17 protein-coding genes are annotated in these 25,051 nt (G+C 45.4%); 2 read left to right on the top strand and 15 right to left on the bottom strand.

Annotated elements, in window-relative coordinates; genetic code table 11:
• Positions 1–139: 139 nt before the first annotated feature.
• The 8 genes from FD09_RS01390 to FD09_RS01355 form a co-directional block, all read right to left on the bottom strand.
• Positions 140–1,828, bottom strand: a complete 1,689-nt coding sequence (locus FD09_RS01390; RefSeq protein WP_057817505.1) for a DUF4091 domain-containing protein — start codon at positions 1,826–1,828, stop codon at positions 140–142.
• A gap of 249 nt (positions 1,829–2,077) precedes the next feature.
• On the bottom strand, positions 2,078–2,431 hold the full coding sequence (locus FD09_RS01385; RefSeq protein WP_057817503.1) for a hypothetical protein: 354 nt from the start codon (positions 2,429–2,431) through the stop codon (positions 2,078–2,080).
• A gap of 95 nt (positions 2,432–2,526) precedes the next feature.
• Complete coding sequence (locus FD09_RS01380) at positions 2,527–3,345, bottom strand: Fic family protein (protein ID WP_057817501.1); 819 nt, start codon at positions 3,343–3,345, stop codon at positions 2,527–2,529.
• A 102-nt stretch (positions 3,346–3,447) separates the two neighbouring features.
• Positions 3,448–4,068: a hypothetical protein gene (locus FD09_RS01375; protein ID WP_057817499.1), complete on the bottom strand. Its 621-nt coding sequence runs from the start codon at positions 4,066–4,068 to the stop codon at positions 3,448–3,450.
• 219 nt (positions 4,069–4,287) lie between these two features.
• Complete coding sequence (locus FD09_RS01370; protein ID WP_057817498.1) at positions 4,288–5,703, bottom strand: glycoside hydrolase family 1 protein; 1,416 nt, start codon at positions 5,701–5,703, stop codon at positions 4,288–4,290.
• A gap of 1 nt (position 5,704) precedes the next feature.
• Positions 5,705–6,043, bottom strand: coding sequence for a PTS lactose/cellobiose transporter subunit IIA (locus FD09_RS01365; RefSeq protein WP_235812182.1), 339 nt, complete (start codon positions 6,041–6,043; stop codon positions 5,705–5,707).
• On the bottom strand, positions 6,040–7,344 hold the full coding sequence (locus FD09_RS01360) for a PTS sugar transporter subunit IIC (protein WP_083487412.1): 1,305 nt from the start codon (positions 7,342–7,344) through the stop codon (positions 6,040–6,042). The genes FD09_RS01365 and FD09_RS01360 overlap by 4 nt, the downstream gene beginning before the upstream one ends.
• A 2-nt stretch (positions 7,345–7,346) precedes the next feature.
• Entirely contained in the window at positions 7,347–7,661 is a 315-nt protein-coding gene (locus tag FD09_RS01355) for a PTS sugar transporter subunit IIB (RefSeq protein ID WP_057817858.1), read from the bottom strand.
• A gap of 102 nt (positions 7,662–7,763) precedes the next feature.
• Here FD09_RS01355 and FD09_RS01350 point away from each other — a divergent pair, with 102 nt between their 5' ends.
• The gene (locus FD09_RS01350; RefSeq protein ID WP_057817496.1) at positions 7,764–9,653 is read left to right on the top strand and encodes a BglG family transcription antiterminator; all 1,890 of its coding nucleotides are present in this window, start codon (positions 7,764–7,766) and stop codon (positions 9,651–9,653) included.
• Between the two features lie 52 nt (positions 9,654–9,705).
• Here the strand turns inward: FD09_RS01350 and FD09_RS01345 are convergent, their stop codons facing one another.
• The 4 genes from FD09_RS01345 to FD09_RS01330 are packed head-to-tail and all read right to left on the bottom strand — an operon-like array spanning position 9,706 to position 15,863.
• The gene (locus FD09_RS01345; protein WP_057817494.1) at positions 9,706–11,751 is read right to left on the bottom strand and encodes a beta-galactosidase; all 2,046 of its coding nucleotides are present in this window, start codon (positions 11,749–11,751) and stop codon (positions 9,706–9,708) included.
• Complete coding sequence (locus FD09_RS01340; protein ID WP_057817492.1) at positions 11,748–13,994, bottom strand: alpha-galactosidase; 2,247 nt, start codon at positions 13,992–13,994, stop codon at positions 11,748–11,750. The genes FD09_RS01345 and FD09_RS01340 overlap by 4 nt, the downstream gene beginning before the upstream one ends.
• Positions 13,987–14,463, bottom strand: coding sequence for a DUF3284 domain-containing protein (locus tag FD09_RS01335; protein WP_057817490.1), 477 nt, complete (start codon positions 14,461–14,463; stop codon positions 13,987–13,989). Before FD09_RS01335 ends, FD09_RS01340 begins: the two co-directional genes overlap by 8 nt.
• Before the next feature lie 14 nt (positions 14,464–14,477).
• Positions 14,478–15,863, bottom strand: coding sequence for a PTS sugar transporter subunit IIC (locus tag FD09_RS01330; protein WP_083487411.1), 1,386 nt, complete (start codon positions 15,861–15,863; stop codon positions 14,478–14,480).
• A gap of 142 nt (positions 15,864–16,005) precedes the next feature.
• Between FD09_RS01330 and FD09_RS01325 the strand changes: the two genes are divergently transcribed.
• Positions 16,006–16,827 (top strand): AraC family transcriptional regulator, encoded by an 822-nt coding sequence (locus tag FD09_RS01325; RefSeq protein WP_057817488.1) that lies wholly within the window; start codon positions 16,006–16,008, stop codon positions 16,825–16,827.
• A gap of 223 nt (positions 16,828–17,050) precedes the next feature.
• On the opposite strand, the gene FD09_RS01320 is transcribed toward FD09_RS01325, so the two are convergent.
• The 3 genes from FD09_RS01320 to FD09_RS01310 all read right to left on the bottom strand — a co-directional run bounded on the left by FD09_RS01320 (position 17,051) and on the right by FD09_RS01310 (position 24,899).
• Positions 17,051–18,922 carry a hypothetical protein gene (locus FD09_RS01320; protein WP_057817486.1) on the bottom strand — a complete coding sequence of 624 codons (1,872 nt, stop codon included), beginning with the start codon at positions 18,920–18,922 and terminating at the stop codon, positions 17,051–17,053.
• Positions 18,923–19,791: 869 nt separating this feature from the next.
• Complete coding sequence (locus FD09_RS01315; RefSeq protein WP_057817484.1) at positions 19,792–20,508, bottom strand: N-6 DNA methylase; 717 nt, start codon at positions 20,506–20,508, stop codon at positions 19,792–19,794.
• On the bottom strand, positions 20,508–24,899 hold the full coding sequence (locus FD09_RS01310) for an Eco57I restriction-modification methylase domain-containing protein (RefSeq protein WP_057817482.1): 4,392 nt from the start codon (positions 24,897–24,899) through the stop codon (positions 20,508–20,510). Before FD09_RS01310 ends, FD09_RS01315 begins: the two co-directional genes overlap by 1 nt.
• Between the last annotated feature and the right edge of the window lie 152 nt (positions 24,900–25,051).

Here is a 25,051-nt window from a genome sequence, read left to right as displayed (position 1 = left end):
TGAAAAATCGCCTTGTCGTTGACAGTTGATGCCGTCAACAACAAGGCGACTATAGCATTATCACAGGGACGGGGCAATTTAATTTGTTTATGAATTCATCGCAGTTTTCGTAACTGCTATGGGTGGTCACACGTCCCGATTATATTGCACTACTGGTATGATCCATTGTCATCTTCGCTACCAACGATTCAATCTTCGCCACCGTTTTGCGCATATACTGCCGGTCTGCTTTTTCATTCACACCCACGGTCGCGCCGTACTCGTTCACTGTCTTCGCGGGTAAGGGTGTGTCAATCAGCGTATCCAAGTATTCCGTCAGCGTCTTCATCCCTCGAATATCCCGCGTCACTTCTTCTGTCGCCATAAACCGCCACCGGCGGATCTGGGACAGGGTGTGTTCCATCATCATGATCCGCGGGGATAAATATGGGGCGTCGTCGCCATCCTGATGGGGATACAACAGGAACGGATCGCCGCTTTCCCAATACCAATGATTGACCGACTGCCATGGATCGGCCACCCACGCATCCAGCGCCCAGCGTAGGAACCCGTCAATACCTAACGAGGCGAAATACCACAACAGATACGATGTCTCAATGGGTTCACTCAATGCGAACATGCTGGGATAATTACCCACACAATTGTAGAAAGTCGTCTCTAGCCCCTTGGCATGCCGATCGGCCACGAATTGTTTGAAATCATGGGGATCGCCCATATCCGACTGATTGATTGAAATGTCTTCATAATGGTCCAGCACATCCGCTGCCACGGTCTGGTAGTTCACCGCTCCCGAAAGCTTCAACGGCTGGCCCAACTGATTTTTGAACTGACCAATAAAATCAATGACCGTCTTCATTTCTTCAATCGGCCGCTCATCCAACGCCATATAGGTCCGGTCAAACCAATTCTTCACGTCTAAGTGCTGAATGAAATCTGTTAAGAAAGCCGTCCAGATTTCCCGCCACCGGTCAGAACCCACGGCCGGCTGCTCTGTGACCCACGCACCTTGGGCGTCGCGGTACTTAATCTCGTTTTCCCACGGCAAAATGGAGAAGCATTTGATCTTCTGGTAAATCCCCAAATCCAGGCTCCACTGCACATACCGATCGAAATTCGTGTAGTCAAAATGAAAGCCATCCGCTGTTTGTGTCCACTGCACCAGGCTGGGATAAGCATCATAAGTCTGATGATGCCAAGGGTCTTCGACGATCGTCGTGGCAATAGTCTGCCCACCCATCTCGACATACTTTTGCAGATTTTCCTTGGTTAAGCGCTCGTGCTCTGGGCCGAAGAGCTGATCTTCCGGGATATGGTAGAACCGGGCGACGGCATATGGATATTCCCAAAGCTCCAGACTGAACAGCGATGGCTCAATATCAGGATTCCCCATCCGGCTAACGAGTATGGACAAAGGTAGCTTCTCATCTCCAGCTTGAATAGTTGTCTCTAGCGGAATAGGCGAGTGACCATCGTCTGGCACTTCAATCGTCGCCACACAATTCAAATACGGCGCCGGAACATTTTTCAAATCGACCAGTGGCTGCACATAGTCCGGAGCTATCTTGTTCGGTCCCGTGGGTATCTCACCCCAGGTCATACCGCGGCCAATGTACGCAGAAGTTTCCCGGACGACTCCGATTTTCACATTCCAATTGTCAGGCAGATCAATGTGGATGTCAGGTATCTTGCCATTTGTGAGTGGACCGATGACAAAGCTGACAAATATTCGTTCACCGCGCCAAGCGGTAATGATTGGGATCTTCTGTTTCTTGGCCTGCGCTAGTTCGGCTTGGGTGTAATGGCGACCAAGATCGGTGAAAGCTAACATAGTGGTGTCCTCTTTTCTGCGATTTATGTGCATACTTATGACCATTCAACAGCAAGTAACGAATTAAATTGTATTGCTATTGTGGCAGTGCAATGAAGCGCTGTCAATCGAGAGAAAAAAGAGTTTTAGCAAAGACTCGTGAATGAACAGGATATTTCTACTTCCATGGACTGTTGCGAAGTGCTTGCCAATCATTTAGGCTATCCCGGCTACGTTGCTGCTGACCAATTTTTTAAACATACCCATTATCTACTCGTCAAATCCAAAAATTTCACGCAATTCCGTCAAAATTCTCTCCTGGCTCGTCGTTGGTCCACCGTAAACAATGTATTTGTATTCCGCAGGCATAGACACCACCAATCCAGCTTCCAGAACCATTGTCTGAAAGTCATTACGCGCATGTTTGCCCATCATTACTTGCAATACCGCGGTTGCATCCTTTTGAGTCCAAAAGCCCAACCCACCGTACACTAATGTACCGTCACGCAGAATAAAGCAGGCCTCATCTGGGTAATCATGACCATAGTGGACCCCCGCCATGATCGGGGCGTCCACCATTTTATCCATATTATTCCTGATTTCTTGGTCGCTAATTGGTGCCATCCAAGCCACTTCCTATCATCAATCAATTGATCTAGGATCTTAGCCGATCAAATGTAATAGATCAAGTGTCTTGTCTGCAATGTCTGGTACTGACGTTACTTATCTTTGGGCAGATTTGTCTGGCTCTCTGCATCTTTTATGTTTTGCTCGTGAAGTTTCAAAACTTGAATGCGTTCATCAAACTCCTTATCGACATACTGCGCAATCAAGAGATCGAATGGATCAGGGTCGCCAGTCTGTTGGGCATGATAGAGTGCCTGCATGTACTTGTCTCTGGATATACTGTCTGGGCGGATATTGATCAGAGGTAATCCACTTTCTAGTAGTGCAAAGTTCATCAGCAGCCGTGCTGTTCGGCTATTACCATCGATGAACGGATGAATGGACACAAAACGCCGATGCAGTTCCGCAGCGTATAGGATAGGATGCATTAAATTGTGACTTTCTTTGCTCCAGGCAACCAATTGTGCCATCTGGGGACGAATATCAACTGATTCGGTGTAGGTGTTCTTTGGCAATCCCTGCGGCCAGACTTCAATATCTCGATAGTTGCCGGCCTGTCGCACATCTTGGGTTGTTTTCGCGGTGACAAGACGGTTGAGATCACGAATCATTGTTTGCGTGACCGGTCCTTTTTCCTGGACCAAATCCATTACATAATCGTACGCATCTGATAAGTCCAAAACTTCCAGCACATCTTTGATCGGTTTGCCCTGTGGCGTAAGGCCGGTTTCCAGAACCGAGATGGTTTCATACAAAGATAACGTATTGCCCTCAATCGCATTCGACGACCAGACATGTTCTACTTTCGTTTGGTGCGCCAAGATGCGCATCTCTTCTTCCGGCAGCGGCTGATAATGGCCTATTGTCGCTTTTTTGGCGTCAATTGTTGCCAATAAGGCGGTTATGTCCATAATGACAACTCCTTACACGTTTTCTATGATTAAGATTTCAACCAAGCGGAAAATGAGGCACAGATTGCTGCCTTTCCAGTACCAATGATTGACCGACTGCCGCTATCGTATGTCTCCATCCCCCAGAAGCCCGAATCGTTGGGCCTCTTTTCGGCCATGATCAGCGTCTTGGATATGGGGATCCCGCGCATCAAACATGACAATGAAACGAGTCGTAGATTCCAAATTAACAGCCAATTCATTGTAGTCGAGCTGCTCTTCACGGGTCAGGTTACGCCAAGGAATGGACAACTCCTCGGCAGGCTTATCCGATCGAATCAAAACAATCTCTGTCAAATCTGCAGGCATTGTTTCAACGAAATGCACGGTCAGCCGCTCCAGCAACTTTTGTTTGATCTCTTCTGCCGCCAGTCCCTGAGTCAACCATTCAGTGACACTATCCCGATCAACTTGGAAATAATGTGGTAGCGCCTTGTCAACAACTGGATCATTCGACTGTTTGCGTCCACTCGCCAACAGTCGATCAGCCAACTGCTCAAACCAGTCCTTACGAATCGTCAGCCGTCCCCGGCTAATCTCGCGGGTGGTTGATTCGTAAGCGCCTTGGCTTGAGTTTGAATAGTAGAAGGATTCGGCAATTCCGTCCAACGCTAGGTCAATGACATCTGCTGGCAAACGCATCTTATCTGTGTTCTCAAAACCTAATTCGACCGTCTTGAGCATGATGATCCCTGCCTTTCTGATGGTTCCAGTATAGCAATATGGCGCTGAGCATAGCCAGTGGAATGAGCTGAACCAATGTCCCTCATTAATCTTTTGTTAGAAATGCACGGATTGAAAATAGTGCTGTATTGACGTAACTGAAAAGTCCCCTAATCGTGACCACATCAACCGTCAACAATTAGGGGACTTTAACATTCACTCAATGGCAGCGCTCCTGTCTCACAACGACATACCATTCGTTTCAATTACCTTCTGATACCAATAAAAACTATCCTTCTTATACCGGTTCAAATCAAGCAAGTCTTCATCCGTCCGGTTAACGTAAACAAACCCGTACCGCTTCCGGAAACCATTCGTGGTGCTGAGCAAGTCCATGAACGACCATGGTTCGTAACCAATCACATCAACACCCTCAGCAATGGCCTGCCGTAGTTCCACCAAGTGTTTGTCCAAAAAATCAATCCGATAGTCATCATGGATTTGATGGTCTGACGTAAGCTGTTCCACGCCACCAATTCCATTTTCCGTAATGATCAACGGTACGCCATAGCGGTCATAAATTTGATGCAACAAAATTCGCAATCCCGCCGGATCAATTTCCCAGTGCCATTCGTTGGTCGGCAAATGACTATTCGCTACTTCTTGGTACAACCCCGGCCGTGTTTCGCCAACTCGGACATCCTCACCAGTGACACTCATGGCTGGTGAATGGTAAGCCGTATCCCTGGGTGCGGCCCGGACGGTTTTGCTTTCATAATAATTAATGCCCAAATAGTCAGGTTTTGCCGCCGGATTCATGAGCAATGCGGCATCATTAGGCTCCATATCAGGCACCAGATCATCGGCGACCAAGTAATTCATCACCTCTGGATGATAAGTACCCTTGAAGTAAAGATCTGTGAAGAAGTCATTACGGAAAACGGTGGCGTTATGCGCAGCAATGACATCTTGAGGATCTGCAGTCAACGCATAATAAGGCGAAAGTCCAATGGCCGGACCAATGATCGCATGGGGCATCATCTCATGGGCGCGAATAATTGCCTGGGCGTTGGCTAGCATCATGTGATGGTTCATCTGGAACTTCACGCGTTCTTCCGACTCATCACCGCTGAGATTAAGCAAGTAGGGTAAGGCAAACATGTTACTCTGCTCGTTAATCGTCAGCCAATATTTGACCCGATCACCAAAGTTTTTGTAAAGCACATAACAATAATGGTCAAAATCTGCAATGATTTGCCGCGAACGCCAGCCGCCATATTGATCCTGCAAGGTTTGGGGGAGGTCAAAATGATAAATCGTCACCACCGGTTCAATCCCTGCCGCCAGCAAAGCATCGATTAAGTCGCTGTAAAACTTGATCCCTTTTGGATTAGTGGCCCCGTTGCCAGAAGGAATAATGCGCGGCCAGGCAATTGAGAAACGATAGGAATTGAGTCCTAACTCCTTCATCAGCGCCACGTCTTCTCGCCAATGGTGATAGTGATCTGAGGTGATTGAAGTATCCGTGTAATGGGCATTGATGCTGTTGTCCACGATGGAACGGGACTTGCCGTCTTCGTCCCGGGCGCCTTCAAATTGATACGCGGAGGTGGCCCCACCCCAGAGAAAACCATCTGGAAATGTTTGCTTACCCATGTCAGTCCTCCTTAAACGATACCTTACGGAACAACTTGATCAGCTGCTTGGCGAGATTGAGCTCGCTCATGATGGTCATCAAGGTATCCTGCGCATGGGTGAACAATACCGAATAAGGAATTTCCATACCCTGGGCGGCTGATTGAATCGTGCTGGTTTGCGACTCGTGGGCCTTCTTGAGATTCTCTTGGGCCTGTGTCAGCAATTCGCTGGCGGCATCAAACTGTTCATCACCAATTTTATTCAATGCTTCTGTGATTTGGTTCCGCGCATCGCCGGCATGCAGGATGATCTGCATACTCACTTTGTTCAATTCGTCCTCATTCATGATTGTGTTCATGATTCCGTCGCCCCCTGTAATTTTTCTGCCGCCACTTTAGCGGCTTGCTTTTCTTTCTTGGCCCGTGCTTTCGCAGCTTCTGTCTCCACCAACTGATTGTCATACACCCGGAAGAATGGGTACCAGATCAGTGTCGAGATCACCAAGTTGACTGCCATCAACACCAGTCCACGCCAATCCAAGTTGAAGATATACGTCGACACGCCGATGGGCAGGTACCACATCTGGTTCATCTTGTCGGGAATCGTGACCAAGCCGAAGTGCATCGTTAGCCACGTGATCGCTGGCAGAACAATGCCATTAATCCACATGGGAACCATCATGACGGGGTTGAAGGCGACTGGTGCGCCGAATATCGTTGGCTCGTTAATGTTGAAAATAGTCGGTACCAAGACCGTGCCACCGATCAGTTTCAATCGTTTAGACTTGGCTAGGAAAGCCATCATGAAGACAAGGCCAAAAGTCGCCCCCATCCCACCAAGATTGATCCAACCGGCTGCCACTTCCATCGTATTGATATTTGTGGCAGTGTGGCCAGCAGCGACCAAGTTTGCATTCTCTTGAATGCCCTGGACCCAAACGCCGTAAAGAATGGGATAAAGCACCCACGCACTGACCCCGAAGGAATAGAAGAAAACGCCTAAGAATGTGAAGAATACGAATCCCACAAAGCTTTGCGCCGAAGCGGTCAATGGTTTGAAAATGGCATTGATCACCATGAACAGATCAATGTGCCACTGGAACGTGAATGCCCAGCCCACTAAAAGAATCAATGTCACTGGTAATAATGAGTCAAACCAGACGACAATGAAGTCTGGCAATGCATCGTTGTTTTTAAAGAACGAAAACTTGCTGAAGAGAAACATCACGAATGCCGTGAATAAACCCGCAATCAAAGCCACGAACATGCCGACGCCGCCGAACCGCTCGAATGTGAAAGATACCGTCGCGCCGTCTGCTGAAAATTTGGGGAAAATAGCAATGAGATACAATGCCGCACCGGCCGTCCCGGCAACGATGGTTTTATCTAACACCTTTTTCCGCTGCATGATGTAGTACGGAATGAGGAATGCAATAAAGAGACTCATGATACCGAAGGAAAAGTTGTTAATCATACTGAGATCAGGGATGGCCGGAATTACCATCTTCAGCAAAGACAGTAACGTCATCAGCGAACCCACCAGGATCAGCGGTAATACGCCCATGATGGCATCTTGAATACCGGCCACCCACGCATTCCCAGTGATCTTGTTCATCTTGGGAGTGAATGACTTATTCATCCAGTCGATAAAGCCTTGCATGGTCAATCATCTCCTAACATGGTCACAATCTGATCATAAACCGCCGCACCGTTCATCATCCCATAATCATCTTCATCAATCAGTGCCATGGGAATATCCTTCGGATCAGTCATGGATTTAATCTCGTCTTCCATATAGGCCAGATGTGGGCCCACAAGGAGCACATCAATGTCGTTAATGTAATTGGACAGTTCTGATTCACTACGCGCTTCAATCTGCATATCCGCGCCCTGCTTTTTTGCATATTTACGAATGTTGGCTGCCAAAAAACCGCTAGATGCACCGCCGCCACACACTAAGAGAATTCGTTTGGTCATTTCAATCATCCTTTCCTTGTTTGCAAATTCAGTATAGAACGCTTACACTCAAAACCGGCATCACAAATTTTCCGCTAAGATTTGAATGGAGGAATATAGGAAATGGCCGATCGAAAAACCGCGCAACAACAGCTTCTAGAACTATTACAGGGAGCCCCATCACAATATCTAAGCGGAAAATACCTGGCTTCTGCCCTGTCCGTCACCACTCGCACCATCCGCAATTACGTCCGCCAATTAGTGGGAGAAGGTTACACGATTTCTTCTGCTAAAGCAGGCTATAAGTATGAAAAAGGCGTGATTCAACGGGGATTTGAGCTGAACAGCGACAGTCTGGCTATCTTGAAAATTCTCCTTTACGAAAAGCGAGTCGGCATCAGTAAAGTCGCCCTCGCCCAACGGCTTCACGTCAGCGAGGCCACCTTGGATCGGCGTTTGACCGATTTAACTGACTATTTAGCGGAACGCAATACCGCCATCACCAGTCATCACGGCGAAGTCCATCTCACCGGCGCCGAACATGATAAACGTCACTTGATGTACCTCTTGTTGAATCAGGAAAGCCAACAAGATATTTTACGGGAATTCATGCTCTCCGAAGGCAAACAACTCGGGTTGAAAAAGATTCTGTTGGAAACCGCCGCCCGCCATCATTTGCATATCGACAGCGGCACGTTGAACAATATCCTCATGCACTTAACAATTTCAATTTATCGCATCACCCGCGCCCATCGGATCGACAATTCCGTCAATGAAGCCATCCACCAACAGCTGATTAAAACTGGTGCCATGAGTGTCGCCCGGGAAATTGCAGAACAGATTAAAGCCCAGTTTGCAATCACAATGACCCCGCCGGAAGTCGATAATTTAGGGCTGCTGTTACTGGATACGTTGCATTATCGCCAACCCACTGAAACCCAATTGAAGGACCTCGTCGCGCCTCGCTTCTACTTGCTGTCGCTGGTTCTTTTGCGGGCGGTCGACAATAACTACTCCTTGAACCTTGGCGGCGATGCGAGTTTCATTTCTCGCTTCGCACTGCACATTCAAAACCTCTATTTACGTCTGGATACTGGTAACCAAGATACTCCGCCCGTCAATAAGTCGATCAAGAAGAAGTTCCCGTTCATCTACGATATCGCCGTCTTCATCTGTTCACAATTGACCGACATTTTTGAAAAACATATTCCCGAAAGTGAAATCGACTTTATCGCCATGCATATTGGCACACTGCTCATGACCAATTCTCAACCTGCCGCTTATGACTTTTATTTGGTGGATAAAAATTATCTGGACAGTAACCATATGATTCGAGAAAAGCTACGGACCGCACTGGATGGGGTCATGACGATCGTGGATACCTACCAAAGCTATCGTGATTTACCCGCTGATGTCGATTATGACCGGGTAATCGGTACTGCATCACCTGTTCCCGATACACGAATCTTGCAGATTTCTCCATTCATTGATCAACACGATGTGGATATATTGCAAAAGCGCATTGCGGATATTAAAGATCACGCCAATTCGGATAAACTGGTTCATTATATTGAACGTTTCCTCCCAGAATCCCTGATTTTTCGGGAACAATACTTCAACGGTGCCCAATCCTGTATCACTTGGCTGTGTGAGCAAATGAATCATCAAGGGTATGTCTCTACCACCTTCAAAGATGATGTGCTCAAACGCGAGGCCCTGTCCTCTACTGCCTTCGTGAAAGACATCGCCGTTCCGCACCCGCTTAAACCAGTGACCGCCCACACGACCATAGCCTTTGTTTTGAACCACAAGCCGATGCAATGGGGTGATTCTTACGTGCGGATTATCGTGCTATTGGGACTCAGCCCAAATGACCATGATGAGTTTCAGGTGATCTTCGATGCCCTGATTGCGGCACTTTCCAATGCGGATACGGTTCAGAAGTTGTTGGATACCCAGTCTTATACAGAGATTATTGATATTTTGCGGGACAGTGTGGTGTATTCGGGGTAATCAAAAAATCGGAGCAAGCCATCATGACTTGTCTCCGATTTTTTGGTTATGTTCAGGTAATTGGTTCTGAATAGACCTTGACTCCATACGGTACCAATTCAACCAGTTGGCTGGATTCGCCAGTTTCAATTTCCGTGAGTGGTCGAGAAAATTGAATGCGCTGTACCGTTGCGCTGAAATTCATCGCAAAAACAAACCGCTCCTGCTCACTTTCTCGACTCTGTACCGAAACAACCGGGTTTCCTTGCTGCAAGAAGTCGGGCTGCCATTGATTCTTCCCACCCAGCACGTCATCATAGAATGCTGTAATGAAATCACTACTCAGTCGGGCACCCACATAGAATGCCTGACCCTGGCCAAAATCATTGCTAGTCACAGCCGGACTACCGGCGTAAAAATCACGATTGTACTTGCCCAGCACCTTAGCATCCACTGGTTTAACCAGCTGATCAAAATCATGTGTAGCAAATTTCTGACCTGTAAACGTGATTTCATTTGATTCCCCCAGATACAGCGAATCAAACTCACCCAGCTCAATACCAAACACATCCGACAACTGCGGTCGCCACTGGTCTTGAATGAGTTGGTCGTGCTCATCCACAATCCCCATCATGTAAGAACCCACCAGTTTGCCACCGGCAGCCACATACTGTTTCAACCGGTCGGCTAACGCATCCGTCATCAGATACAGCATCGGTGTAATCACCAGTGCAAAGTCGGATAAATCTGTGTCCGGCGTCACCACCGTCACTGGAATATCATGTTCCCAGAAGTACTGATAATGTTTTTGCAGCATCTGAAAATACTCTTTCCGGTTTCGACCAAACGCCGCTTCACGGTACATCGCCCACTGCGATTCCCAACTGAGCAAAATGGCCACCTGCGCATGGTGCTTGCTCCCCTTCACTCGGCTCAATTTTTCCAACATCTGACCATAGTGTGCCACCTCTTGGAAAACTCGATTACTGGTATCATTCGTGTGATCAATCACGGCGCCATGAAATTTCTCGGAATTGCCTCGGGACTGGCGCCATTGAAAGTACAGCGTCCCATCAGCACCGTGTGCCACCTGCTGCATGGTACTTAACAGATGGATACCCGGCCGTTTAGCCTTAGCAATTGGTGAATTGACTCGACTGGGGGAAGATTCCATGACGATGAATGGCTTTTGTTTGAGACCATAATACAGGTCATGGATAAAAGCAGCCTGGACTGCAGGTATTGTGCTCACGCTTTGATCGAAATCCCATTGAGGGTATGAATCCCAACTGACCACATCCAGATGCTGGGCAAAACGGCCATAATCGATGCCTTGCAGCGGAATATAGTTGCCGTCATTTCCTTCCGCCATGAAATTGGTCGTGACGGGAATGGTAGGATTAGCAGCCCGCAACGGTTGCTGTTCAGCATCACAGAAATCAATTAACTGATCCGTACAGAACCGTTGCCAATCCAGCGCCATGCCATGATTCTTGTGCTCATTGAGTTGGCTGGGCACCTTAATTTGCGACCACGCGGAATATTGACTGCCCCAAAACGTCGTGACCCAAGCCTCATTGACGCCTGCTAACGCGTGATACCGATGCTCAAGCCAACGCTGCCATTTTTCTTCACAAAGCGGGCAATAGCAGGCACCTGAATACTCATTCGATACATGCCACATTGCCAACGCAGGATGCTGGCCATAACGATTGGCTAACTGCTGATTGATTTCGCGAACCTTTGCCCGATAAATGGGCGACGAAAAACAAAACATCTGCCGAAAAGAATGGGTATGCTGTTGCCCGTGGTCATCGGTGCGGTTGATTTCTGGATACTCTTCACTCATCCACACCGGGGGCACCGCACTGGGAGTAGCCAAAATCACATTGCCACCCATGCGCTGAATCCGCTCAAAGACTTGATCCATCCAAATGAAATCGTAGACGCCTTCTGCCGGTTCCAGCGCGCCCCAAGCAAACACGCCCAGGGTGACCGTGTTGACATGGGCCAGTTTCATCTGGTCAATATCATCCTGCAAAATATTCGGGTAATCCTGCCACTGTTCTGGATTATAATCGCCGCCGTGAAGAATGCGATCGTCTAAGTTGAAATTCAATTGCTCACCTTCTTCACTGCAGTGAGTTCTATCACCGCAGATTGAAAATCGCCCTGCAAAACTGCCTCTGTTTGATTAGCCCCATTGAACTGATACGGCAGACGCAAACCGACGCGCCGCAGAACATCGCCACTCACCACCGACCCCGTTTCGTCTATGCAGTACTGCGTTGTTGGATCAGCACTAGGGATCTTCAAGAAGTCGACGGAACGACCCGCCACATCTGCTAAAATCCGGAAAAATCCCACGCGGATGTGTTCTTGATCCGGGCTAGTGATGGTCCAAGCCACCGTATTTTTGTCGCCAAAAGCAGGCGCTTGTAATTGTTGGAACGCACCTTGCCAAACCAAGGGCCGTTGCTGCTTGTACCACGTGATCTGCTTTTTAACCGTCGCCAACTCCGGTGCAGTCAACTTCGTCAAATCCAGCTCATACCCTAACGTCCCGAATTGCGCCACATTGTAGCGGGTCGCTAAAGGCGTAATCCGCTGCATCTGATGATTCGGCACGGCCGTCACGTGATTACTCATGGCCTCCAGCGGATAGCCCAGGGCGGTACCCGATTGAATACTCAGACGCGCAATCGCATCACTGTTATCACTGACCCAAATCTGCGGACTGTAATACAGAATACCCAAATCAAAGCGGCCACCACCACCCGCACAACCCTCAATGAGCAGATCTGGAAATTCCGTCAGTAATAATTGATACAGCTGATACACACCCATCATGTAACGGTGGAAAAATTCGTTTTGTGGGCGGTCCTGTTGCTGCAAATACGGGGAAAAAGCCTCCGTGATGTTGCGGTTCATATCCCATTTGACATAATCCACTCGGGCCGCCTGAATGACGGCTTTCATCTGGTTAAACACATTGGCCACCACTGCAGGATTGGCAAAATCCAACACATACTGACCTCGGGCGATGGAATACCGTCCCTTATCCGGACGCACCACCCAATCTGGATGGGCCTTGATTAATTGACTACCCGGAGAAACCATTTCCGGTTCAAACCATAAGCCAAAGAGCAAGCCATGATCGTGGACCGTTTCCGAGAACCGTTTAATCCCCTGGGGAAATTTCTTCTTGTCCGTGACCCAATCCCCCAAGGAAGAACGATCGTCGTCCCGTTGGCCAAACCAGCCATCATCTACCGCAAAGCATTCAATCCCCACTTCTTCAGCCGCATTCAATAATGTAGTAAGCTTCTCTTCTGTGAGGTCAAAATACGCGGCTTCCCAACTGTTTAATACAATCGGTCGCGGTCGGTTCTGCCAGCGGGGCGCAATGATGTGGCGGCGAATAAAACGGGTGTTCACCGTCCCTAATCCTGACAATCCTTGATCACTGTATGATAGCACCGCTTCCGGCGTGGAAAAAGAGTCCGTCGGTGCCAGTTTCCACGTGAAACTTGTAGGATGGATACCAATCATCATCCGGGTTTGCGCCCACTCATTAACCTCTGCTTCCGCGATAAAGTTGCCAGAATAAACCAGATTCATCCCAAAAACTTCGCCGTGATTTAAGTCGGCGTGGTCTCGCTGCAGAGCAACAAACGGATTCTGCTGGTGACTGGACGCACCCCGCAGCGACTCTATTACCGCCCGGCCCTGCACCAGGTTCTGCGTTTTCACTTGCCGTTCCCGCGCCCACGTTCCAGAAAGATGAACAAACTCAAACTGTCCCTGGGGTAAATCTAGGCTGCTACTCAGCATCCGATCCAACATCACTGCTTGATCGCTCTCATTAGTTATTGTTTGGGAGCGGACAATCACGGCCTGGTCTTGGAATAGCGAATAAGATTGCACCAACCGCAGCGCCAACACGTGATCGACCAATGTAATCTGCAAGGTTTCGACTTCATCGTCCTCGCCAAACGTTCGCGGAAAGCCCAAATCGCGCTTTTTACCCCGCAATACTTGATAATGATCATACTGAAAATCCGGGTACAGTGGCGTTTGCCCTTGGGAAATGGCCAACGCCCCCTGGCGATAATCTGTCGTGCCCCACACTGGATACTCCTGGGCAGTGTCCGCCAAGGTGAAATCAGAATCCGCAGAAAACTTAGCTGTGCCGCCAGACTTACTTCCCGAATCAATCAGGTATTGCCAATCTGCCTGGCTACCATGCATCGGCGCGCCGAAATATAGATGACCCAACTGACCATTGGGTAAAACATGGAGGGCATAACTGATTTGATCATTGTGCAGATGAAAGATACGGTTGTCGTAAACGTCAAGCATGCCGTGCCACCCCCGTCTGGAGATCGCCACTGTCATTTTCAACAATCTCGGCCAGCTTTTTCAATCGTTTAGTGACCGCTCGCTTGTAGAAGAATCGATACAGCAGGCTTACAGTATCGAAATTCAAGTCGCCCCGCTTATCATCAAACTGGTTTTGTTCCGTATAAGTGACCTCCGTCTGACCATCCGCACAGGCTGTCAGTGCAAAAGTTTGCGCGATGGCGCCGCCGTGATAAGCCACTACTGATGAAAAAGCCGCATTCTGGACCAACTGGGTAATGGTCATCGTTGCCGGGACCAATTTACGACTCGTTTTCGTCCGCAGCTGGGTTTGGATCGTGGTCCCCTGCTGCAACTCAGTCACCGTGGCGTCATAGAACTGAAAGTAACGCAGCTGTTCCGCCAGAATGACGGCATAAACCCGTTGTGGCGTGGCCTTCATTTTGTATTTTGTACTGACTTGTTTCACAATTGTCCTCCTTGCTACTTGGTCACTGCCGATTCGCCTGGTGTGGCTTGTGGTGCACTCGGCTCTTCTGCCGTCGCTGTCACTTCATGCACAGTCGGCGCAGCTTCTGCAGTCGCTGCTTCTGTGGCTGCAGTCGCCTGTTCTTCCGTCAGATACTGATGATCGAGGACTTTTAAGAAAGGTAACCAGATCACGGTCGTAATCGCCACGTTCACCAGTTGCAGGATGGCGCCCCGAATGGACCCTGTGCCTAACCAGCCAGATAGGAATACTGGTGTGGACCAGACAATCGTCGCCCCAGTCGGCCGTGGTACTAAGCCAATACTCATAGCGAAATACGATACCCCAGCCATGATCATGGGACAAAGCACCCAGGGAATGAAAATTGTCGGGTTCAACACGATCGGTAAGCCAAAGGTAATTGGTTCAGAAATGTTGAAGAACGCGGGTAACGCCACCATTTCCATCGTCCGTTTCATCCGAGCCGACTTAGCCGCGAAGATCAAAGCGGCCAGAGAGAGACCGAGGATCATCCCAGTAATGACGAAGACGCCCATGAAGGTCGTGTTCACGATATGTGGTAACGGTAATCCTTTACGATACGCGTTGTAGTTTTCAATCGCCAACGCTGCCATAATCGGATCGACCACAGAATTGACCACCAATGTGCCATGAATACCGAACCACCATAACAACTGGGAAATGAACATAATCAGTAATACAGCCGGTAAAGACGCCCCTAAGCCTTGTAATGGTTCCTGCAACATTTTGTAGATAAAGTCAAAGGCATTGCCCCAAGCGGTGAAGGTGAACAGATAGCGAACCACGGTAAACGTCATTAAGGAGGCCGCCCCTGGTAAAATGGCCACGAACGAACCCGCAATGGCTGGTGGTACCTGTTCAGGCATCTTGATCGTGATATTGGCATTTTCCAACCGGGCAAAAATGATGGTGGAAACAATCGCCGTGATGATGGCCACAAACATACCCTGGGCACCAAGTTTGTCCACCGGAATAAATGTCCCGGCCTTGGTGTTCGTCATGGGCAGTAACAGCATAAATGACGACAACGAAATGCCGCCGGCATACAGCTTAGAAGCATGCAACTTATCGGCCAGTTGATAAGCCACCCCAAAGGCGACAAACAAGGCCGTGATATTCATCGTCGCGTTGCTGATCGGTCCAAGGAAATCATTCAGGAACTGCATCACCCCCGCGGGCAAGAACTTCTGGAAGCCAAAAGTGGCCGGCAGGTTTTGAATGATGATCATGATGGAAGCAAACATCGTGGCTGGGAAAGCCACCATGAAACCATCCCGGAGACTCAATAAGTATTTGTTCCCGGCTAATTTTGTCGCAATTGGCAAAACTTTATCAATGAATTTCTGTTGGAAAGACATAGTACGCTCCTCCTTATTAATTGCGTGGAATAATTCCGTCCGTAAATCAATTGACAGCCATAGTGTAAGCGCTGTGATAATTATTGAACATGGTACAATGTTGAAGTAACATGTCCAAATGTGGACTGAGGAGGAAGCGGCAATGATGGATAAGTTCTCAAGCAGCAACCGCACAATTAACCAGGACGTCAACGTCTACACCTGCGGATCAGAACAATGCGCACCCAACCACACCTACGGGCCAACCGTGCGCAGTGGCTACATGGTCTACTTTGTGCTGTCTGGTAAAGGCGTTTATCAAGTCCGGGACCACACGTATCATTTACACCAAGGCCAAGGCTTCCTGATTGAGCCACAGACCCTAATCATGGTGAAAGCTGACAGAAATAATCCCTGGAAATATCTCTGGATCGGGTTTTCTGGCCAATCTGCCGAAAAATACCTCACAGCGACGGCACTGAACAGTCACGACCCGCTATTCAGCTTTACGACCGATTCGCCGCTACTGGATTCCGCCCACGCGGTCATTCAAGCAGCGAAGGTGCAAGAGAACCGAAATCTGGCCATGACCGGCAAGCTGTTTGAGTTTCTCTATACCCTATGCCAGACCCACCCACGCTTATCCACCGACGCAGCCGCTTCAACCACTGAGCTCGTCGAATACGCCCTCTTTTACATCTCCCAAAACTTCGGAGATGATATTTCTGTGGCACAAATTGCGGAGGCGTTGCATATTGACCGCAGTTATCTTCATCGATTGTTTAAACGGGTGACGGGGCAATCGCCTCAGGCGTACATTAAAAGCTACCGGATGCAGCAGGCGTGCGAGTTGCTGACAACGACGGCACTGCCGATTAGTGTGGTGGCGAGGGCCGTGGGGTATGGGTTATGGGTCGCAGTTCTCATTTTCGAAGGCGTTTCGGGGTTTAGTGGGGATGGCGCCGAGGGAGTGGCGAGTAAATAACACATTGATGTCAGTGAACGGCGAACGGCACTGCCAAAGATCGAGAGCTAAAGATTCAATCCTCAGTAAACAATCAGTAAGTTGACAGCCACACCGACTATAATCAGTAGATTTTATTGAATATAAAATTCGTCTTCCAACAGCAATTTTCGCAAAAATAAAAAAGAATGAAAAAATTCCAAATCAACATAGAGAAGCCCATATCAGCACATCACGAAATATATCATTGGTTCCTCCGATCATTTAAATCCAATTCATTCTTGATTTTGAGAATGATCAATACGATAAAGAGAAGGCACAACATATAGTTTAAACGGTGCATTGATATCGGGATTGAATTGAATGCACCGTGGGCATACTTATTTCTCAATCCAAGGCCATTGGGGTATTTATCTGAAAAATAATAGTCGAATAAATTCGATTCATACGGTGTTAATAGTGTAGGCTGATATATGACCATTTTTTTAGCAGACCACTTTTGTAACATCTTATTATTTCTGAAAGGATCAAGTTTCAAAGTGGGGATAACTCCATAAGTAAAACTTGAATGCAGTAATCGATACATAGAAGGATCAGTAAAAGTTAACTTTTTCCCATCATGTTGAAGAATGTGTAGTCGAATCAAGTGATCCAGAATAGCAGTTTGATATTCGTTAAAATCAGACCATTTTTGATTGTTAGTCGCAATTGATTTCCCCACGTTCTGTTCAAAGCTATTGGATAACGGACTTTGATCGGAAAATAAAACGTATTGCGCATAAACTAGTCCCTGATCCAAAACTTTGATATATTTATCGTGTGCGATACTACCAATTTCAGCGAAACGAGGCGTGTCAGAAAATGAGTCTATCAGGTCTCGATCAAAATATTTGTCTGCAGAAAACAAACTGTACATTCGTATTATTCGGTGTAGCTGTGACATTGCGTTTAACGTCTTTAACTCTGGCGAACTACTCATCGCGTTCACTACAGAAATACTCAATCCCTCAATTTTAAAATTTTTAACTAAGTAATCATTAAAAAACCATTCGATTATTCTTTCAAGATCAATGCCCTGCCTTTGTAAGAAAAAATAATAAGCATTAAAAGAAAGAATGTCGATAGATGCTAGTTGTTTAAAAGTAAAATTATCCGGAAACATTCCTGTGCCAGTCTCACTCAATATTCTTTCTAATACGCCACCTTGTTCGGTAAACGGCGCCATATTAAGGATTCCGTCAGAGTTAATTAATCCAAAAATAAACTCAAAATTATTTAAAATCGTTGGCCAATCCACGAGATTTAATAAGTGGTTACCATTGAACCGAATTATCAATTTAATATTACTACCGTTCTCTTCTTTCTGCACATCATAATCCTGGTTCGCGTTTAAATCCGTTGTAATCTCAACATTGATTTCCGTGCCAATACGTCCGGTATGATGTTCTTGAAAATGTTTTTCTATTGTACTACTATACTTTTTCAATGCGCGAAGACGAACACTATACGAAGCAGTACCGTCCAATGATATTGCTTTTAAAAAACCCGGATTGGGACGCTTAGAGTCAATATACTGGGTTAAAATTTTGTCTTCTTCATTTTCCACTAATTCAGACGGAAGTGTAACTCCGTTTTCCTTTCTAGATAAAATAATTTCCGCACTTCCGTCATATTTAATTAAATTCTGTAGTATACTATATCCGTATTTTTTCACAATTTTTTTGTTTCTCATTGGATATACGATTTTATTATCTGAATACTTCGTTAAAATCTTTTTGACTTCATTGTCAGAATACTTAGATAGAGCAATCCTTTCCCACAATTCATCCTCATATTGTTTGCTTAGGCTTGACCGAGTGATCTCGCTAATCAAATTGTCAATTGAAATTGTCGAAAACCATTTATTGATTTCCTTTTTTATCACTTTCTCGCTATTTGATGTTTTTTTACTGTCATTACCGGTATCCAAGTATCGACATATTTGTGCTAGCTCAAGAATATCCATTAGGCCCGGTTTACTTAGATTTTGAAGCCGCTTTATTCTTTCTTTGATTCTTACATATTCCATGCTAAACGCTAGATCATGGGTGGAGTAGAACGTGATTCTATTTTCCATTAGTACTCTTCCTTCATTCTTCATTAGTATGCCTGTGTCACACTTCTTTTAACCCGCCATCGTTGCTTTATTCTGTTAACTGATGGATATTATTTTCCACTTACGCGAAGAGCGTCAATCCCACGTAGCCGCCAGTGAAATTGAGCCAACTGCTCTTTGTATACTTCGAAATAATAACATCCGAGCACGACGGATTCGTTCGAATGCTGGTAATCTCTGAGTCTGGATTTATTCCGAGAACACCCCACAAAGCCATCAAGCTCAGCAAATCGTGGACCGACAAAGGAACATCATTCACGTTTCTTTTATGAAAAAGTTCACGTTGAAGCATAATGACCGCCCTATTTGTATGCTTACAAGTACTGGCCAAATATCAAAAGACAGGGTTATGTGGTTTACCGTCGTTGCCATTCAGAACCCAAATGTGTGCCAAACTTTCTTGTTTAAACATTTAGCAATAGGGTTACGCGTAGTATGTATGTCAGCGGGGTATAAATCTTCGGCGTAGCGAAAACACTATCGCGTGTAGGATGACAGACCGATGCGTGCATTGGTCAAGTCGTTAGACGAGAGAGAGCTGGGCGAATGCCAAGGGATAGACCTGACCTCTGCGTGGTTCTACGTACAGTAACGATCCAGTATGACCTCCTTAGATAATCAACGGGCGATAACCCATTTCTTGATGGTGGACGATATCTCCGAAGCGGTAGAGCTCTTAATATGGATGATATAGTACAGTTAAAGTTAAAGAGGTTACGCCGCTTTTTTATATCAGTTCATGAGTGTTCCAAGTTAACCGTCTGTCTTACTCAGTAACTCAAGTAAATTATCACGTGTCTAGGAAATATGAACGTATTAATAATGCAAATTTATAGAGGCTCAGTTTTAATCATCTTCTGCTTATACACTTCCGTTATTTTAACGGGCAAGAACTCATATGCAGCACTTGTCTCACTATGATCATCGTCAGCAAATAAGCTCAGCTGTTTGCTTGTCCTTTCCACGGTGCCAGAAACAACTGGTCCTTCATTATTTATGATGGCAGTTAATGTATATTCTATTCGGTGAACCTTCCTTATATTTCTCTTGATTGGAAGAAGCTTCCACTCACTAAGAATAATAGGTTGTCCATCCTTCGTGATTTGTTTCAATGCATCTCCTTCCGCCATATTTGCGGAAATAATTACCTTTGCACTTTCTATTACGTGCGTATTAACTTTCCCTCCATATTTAGTTGCTTCTTTCGAATACTGATTAAAAAAGGTTTGATACATATTCATGGCAAGCAATTTGACATTGTCTTCCATAAGTTCGATCCCATACAGTGAGCATAGCGCAATTAACGAATTCTGTTCATAGGAGTCAAGGTCATTGCTCAATCGTACAGCCAGCAACATCTTTCTTCGCAGTATTTCTGTAAGAAAAGCACCCTCACCAGCTGCTGGCTCAAGAAAGGTTGTACTTAGCGATGATAATGGGGCCTTCAACTCCTTTTGATTAAGCATTAAATTTACGATTCGTCTGGGTGTAAAAACTTCACCATGTTCTTTCACCCGCTCATTCGATTTAATAATCCTTTCTGTCATTAAACCATCCCCACTGCAGTTGATTCAACGAAAGCTCTTTCTTTACTATTGAGCCCATACTTAGAGAAAAGCTGACGGTCAATATCGGAAATTTTTTTAGACCAATCAATATCTGAATGTTGTGTGAAATCTTGCAGTGGAACCATTCGCCACACTGATATTGGACCATTTTGAGTCACCTTCAGAACGCCTAACATTATGCGTGCAAATTTTGTTTTGACATACTTTAGCGCAGCATTAGCCTCAAAACTGGAGTCAAACGACCCAATGCTTATGAAGGTTTCAGTGTGACCGATACCTGGACCTGCAACTATTACTGTGCTCAACGCCTCCCCCAACTGCCCACTGCCAACAGCGCTTGCAATCAAGACTTTATATTTATCCAAGTTTGGATGGTCATTGATATACTCTCTTCTCACCCAGCGATAAACTCTTTTTCCGTTACTTCTTCCCAAAATTCGAATGAAACTGTGATGGTTATTTGGCTTGTCTTTGATAAATATATTTGGAAGGTTGTCAAATATATTGGAAGCTACATCATATTTATGGCCTTCACTTAGGTGATCAGCAGCCTCCGGAAAATCAATATGCATTTTCTCAGTCAGCTTATAACTTGTTCGTGAAAAGCCGATGTCAGACAACGAATCCTTGGTAACTAATCGAACTTTTCGTACTATATTATTTAGAACAGCGTATGGTGTGAATACTCCGATTTCACCAAAGTTTTGCGTCGTGTCATGCATCGTAATTGCGATCCCACCTTTGATATCTGTTCGTGGGAACACTTTGTTACTGTCACGTTCATAATAAACAACTTTCAGATGTTTATCGTGCAACATTTTTTCATTCCAGGTTTTGGGTGTGTCGCCAGCATTGAACAAAAATCTCGCTGGTGTGATGAGCACGGCTTTGTCAGCTAATTGATAAGCCATATCCATAAATAAATTATATATCGGTTTCTTACTAAGGCTTCCACCTCTTTCTTCTTCTTGATACGGTGGATTTCCAACTACAACATCAAATTTCATGTTACCAAAAGCCTCCTTGACGTGGTCAACGCCTGATTCAACATTTGCCTTTGCCTCACTGACAACATTACCAATATACGCAACATTCGTGGAATAGTCTTTGAACCCAGCAAGCGTTCTCTGCGTTATAGTTTGTGCCATTGGAGTTTTTGCGACAACAAAGATGTTATTGCGTAAAATCCGCTGCCACAGATTATCTTCATCAAATGAAGAAAACTTCCCAGCAGTCCCTTCATTAAGCTCCTTCTGTGCTAAATAAAACAATGAGGTCGCCAAATACAATGGATACAACCCAGTTTTGGCATTGATATCCAACATTCTTGTCCGTGAAGAAAAAGTTTTCTCTGTTTGATTAGTTTCAATCCAGCGTCTAACCGATTTAGTATTATCGAATTCTTGATCATATTGTTTATCAAAATATGAATATCCGCCAATTGTCATTCCTAATTGCATGTTTACAACTCGCCACGGCGTCAACACAGTTTCTTTGTCTGGATTTTTGAACGTCCCGAAAATTGTAGCCAGGGCAGCAGCCCGATCTAGCGGCTGCATCTTATCTAACCGATGAACTCTTCGACGGATGATTCTACCTGCTTCAATGAATATTTCTGGATCATAGTATTTTGCGAATTCCCGAAACTTTTCCTTTGTTACTCCTTTTGGCATAAATTCTTCCCAAGATTCTAAATCCACTAATCGGATAAACGTGTCAATATCCACGTCTCGATCAATATCAATTTTCATTCCATAAATCATCATCGGAATTCGAATGGATATAGAACGTAAGATTGAAATCATCGTTTTCCGTTGTTTTTTTAATAACTTGGTTCGTTTTAATAGTGTCTTTTCCTCTTCAGTCCGTTCTTTTGGAAGCTTCTTCTCTGCGAAGAGTGCCTCATCATATTGCTCATCCGTCAATCCTTGAGAATTTATATCAATTGAGATCTTCTTTTTTTGTGCTTTGGTTGTTCCAACTATCGCCTTCAGATCATTGAATGCAGAAACGTCTACATTACTCATCAGCAAGAATTTATCATTGTATAGAGAATCGTCGTCAAAACCACTACTCACTGCTTTTTCAGCATAAACCCGCTTTAATCGCGTAAGCAGACTATCCACTCTATATGGCTTCATTCCTTGCCCTATTTCTCCAATAATTGGCAAGAAATTCAAAAGTTCGCCCATCTTTGCTTTTTGATCTTTTGTAGCTAGTTTGCCCGCTTCAGTGTTTAAACTTGCTGCATCAGCCATGACCGTGAGTGCACGATCTGGAGCAAAATCAAAGATGTAACAATCGGTTTTCATGCCAAATTCTTCATCAGAATATGCTGTCTGTGCGCGGAATGCCGCTTGCAAGTATTGCATTGCACTGTTTGTATTCGACAGAAAAAATACCGCTGTCCATTCCGGAACATTCACACCCGTTGTTAATTTTCGAACGGTTAATGTAATCGTTCGTGTACGAGCCGGATGTGGGCCGATAGCTTTACGAACGCGTAGCAAATCGGAATCAGTATTGTTCATGTCGTCATCTTGGTCAACTACATTGATAATTCGATATTCATGTCCAAAAACAGGATGTTTCTCCATCAACTCTTTCATGGCTTTGGCAGCATCTCTGGATGGCATCAGCCACAATGTATGTCGCAATTCGTCTCGAAACTTTTTCGTGGAGAATGGGTAATTGTTTTTCGAAGAGGGCGATGTGATATTATTCAGAAACTGAATCACCTTATTTTCATAAATAAAGTGGCCTGTCTTCTTATCAACTTTAAAAAATTCATGAAAGTTAAAAGAGCGATCATCGACATCGAGAAAACGATCATCAGAAAAGTTGTTCTTCATCTCAAATGTATACATTGAGACCTTGGGTAAACTTAAATAAGGGTTGTTTTGACCCGGGTGCGCTTTGCTATTCCAATCACGTTTTGCACTCTGCTCCATGACATAATCCCAAGTATAAACTTGATCTGGTGCATATTGATCCAGAATGTTAAATGGAGTGCCTGAAAGTTCCAACACGCGCGTATTTTGTTTTGTTACACCATCAATTACGCGTTGCGCAATTTCTGTCTGTGTTCCCTCATGCGCCTCATCAATAATCACCAAACTCCAATCAATATCTTTAACCAATTGATTTTTAACTCCAACTTGGCCACCAAACGCAGCTGAACCGCGTAAATCCTGAATACTTGCAAAGTAGATATATGGTTTGCCACTTTGAGCAAGGTATTCGAGACTTGCACCTTTTGCTTTTGAGCCATAAACGTAACCAAGCGAATCCATGTTGATTTTCTTGAAATCCGCAAACCAACTATCTTTTACAACCGGTCGGTGGGTCATAATTAAAACTCGTTCATACTGTTCTTCTTTAATTAGTTCAAGAGCCGATAAAGTTTTTCCAAAACGCATTTTAGCATTCCAAAGCATTTTTCTTGGGGTCTTAAAAACAATTTTCGTCTTTTTGACTGCTTCTTGTTGCTCTGGACGAAGTACTATTTTTTGAGGTTGTGTTGAGAACTTTGCATTTATATATTCACGTCCCTCTTTAACCGCAGAAATGGCGCTTTTTACAGTATCAACATTAGTAACAAACCACTCATGTCCACCGTTTTCCTTTAATTCAGTATCTCTTTTAACGCCAGAACGGTCTAATACTCGATGTACATCATGATCAGTAAACCAAGAATTGTCTTTTTCTCGATAAGCCAACTCAACCCACTGAACTTTTGTAGGTACGCCGGATGTACCCATATAACTTCGAATACGTTTCATGGCAACATCGCGTAAATCCTGACTGTTTTTACGCCAATCCTTTTCTAGATCTGCAGTAGCAGTGGCTTCACCAACTTTTTCTCGTCCAACAAAGGCGGGCCACTTACCTGATGTGTTGTCAGCCGTCTGCACATAAATCAACCGCCGCTCAGATGTTGTGTAATTCACCTCAAGTTGAGGTTCCTGAAATACTGGTTTGAAACCATGAAAATTACAATATTTTTCTGAAAACCAATACAACAAATCAGTTAATTGGCGTAATGTCTTCAACGCTTCTTTTTGTGAATATTGATTCAAAGAGTGAGTGGCAGCATTTCCATTACGGCGAATCTCATGGAATAAGTCGAGAATGTTACGTGGAACAAGCCTGTTTGAGCTAATGATCCTCAAGTTATCAAAGTAAGCCCCTTTAACTGTTAGAAAATTCTGATCAAGGACATATGCGGCAATGTTTTCAGCGATTTTTCGGATATTAGTCATTGCGGAGTCATATTCACCGGCTGCGTACTGCCGTTCAGAAGCGATAGCCGTTGGGAAAAACTGGCTGCTGTCTTCATTCAGCTTCAAATAGTCAAAATTCTTGCTCATAATGGTTAGCTCCCCACATACTTATGTTCAATGCTCCTAACCGAAATTATCGCACATTTCCAAGGGACATGCACGACTTTGGGAATTGCAAAATTATGTAATTGATTTTACCGGCCACTTGATGAGCCATGCTGATACCCAACACCTATTGA

The organism is Schleiferilactobacillus perolens DSM 12744 (assembly GCF_001435585.1).
Taxonomy (GTDB): domain Bacteria; phylum Bacillota; class Bacilli; order Lactobacillales; family Lactobacillaceae; genus Schleiferilactobacillus; species Schleiferilactobacillus perolens.
The sequence above is the reverse complement of the archived record's forward strand: the minus strand, read 5'-3'. Positions and strand labels throughout refer to the sequence as shown.

Bases quoted from the DNA above. Each gene is read 5' to 3' on its own strand.
- FD09_RS01390 (WP_057817505.1), bottom strand. From the start codon at position 1,828: ATGTTAGCTTTCACCGATCTTGGTCGCCATTACACCCAAGCCGAACTA.
- FD09_RS01320 (WP_057817486.1), bottom strand. From the start codon at position 18,922: ATGGAAAATAGAATCACGTTCTACTCCACCCATGATCTAGCGTTTAGC.
- FD09_RS01355 (WP_057817858.1), bottom strand. From the start codon at position 7,661: ATGACCAAACGAATTCTCTTAGTGTGTGGCGGCGGTGCATCTAGCGGT.
- FD09_RS01325 (WP_057817488.1), top strand. From the start codon at position 16,006: ATGATGGATAAGTTCTCAAGCAGCAACCGCACAATTAACCAGGACGTC.
- FD09_RS01310 (WP_057817482.1), bottom strand. From the start codon at position 24,899: ATGAGCAAGAATTTTGACTATTTGAAGCTGAATGAAGACAGCAGCCAG.
- FD09_RS01315 (WP_057817484.1), bottom strand. From the start codon at position 20,508: ATGACAGAAAGGATTATTAAATCGAATGAGCGGGTGAAAGAACATGGT.
- FD09_RS01360 (WP_083487412.1), bottom strand. From the start codon at position 7,344: ATGCAAGGCTTTATCGACTGGATGAATAAGTCATTCACTCCCAAGATG.
- FD09_RS01375 (WP_057817499.1), bottom strand. From the start codon at position 4,068: ATGCTCAAGACGGTCGAATTAGGTTTTGAGAACACAGATAAGATGCGT.
- FD09_RS01380 (WP_057817501.1), bottom strand. From the start codon at position 3,345: ATGGACATAACCGCCTTATTGGCAACAATTGACGCCAAAAAAGCGACA.
- FD09_RS01340 (WP_057817492.1), bottom strand. From the start codon at position 13,994: ATGCTTGACGTTTACGACAACCGTATCTTTCATCTGCACAATGATCAA.
- FD09_RS01370 (WP_057817498.1), bottom strand. From the start codon at position 5,703: ATGGGTAAGCAAACATTTCCAGATGGTTTTCTCTGGGGTGGGGCCACC.
- FD09_RS01365 (WP_235812182.1), bottom strand. From the start codon at position 6,043: ATGAACACAATCATGAATGAGGACGAATTGAACAAAGTGAGTATGCAG.
- FD09_RS01385 (WP_057817503.1), bottom strand. From the start codon at position 2,431: ATGGCACCAATTAGCGACCAAGAAATCAGGAATAATATGGATAAAATG.
- FD09_RS01330 (WP_083487411.1), bottom strand. From the start codon at position 15,863: ATGTCTTTCCAACAGAAATTCATTGATAAAGTTTTGCCAATTGCGACA.
- FD09_RS01350 (WP_057817496.1), top strand. From the start codon at position 7,764: ATGGCCGATCGAAAAACCGCGCAACAACAGCTTCTAGAACTATTACAG.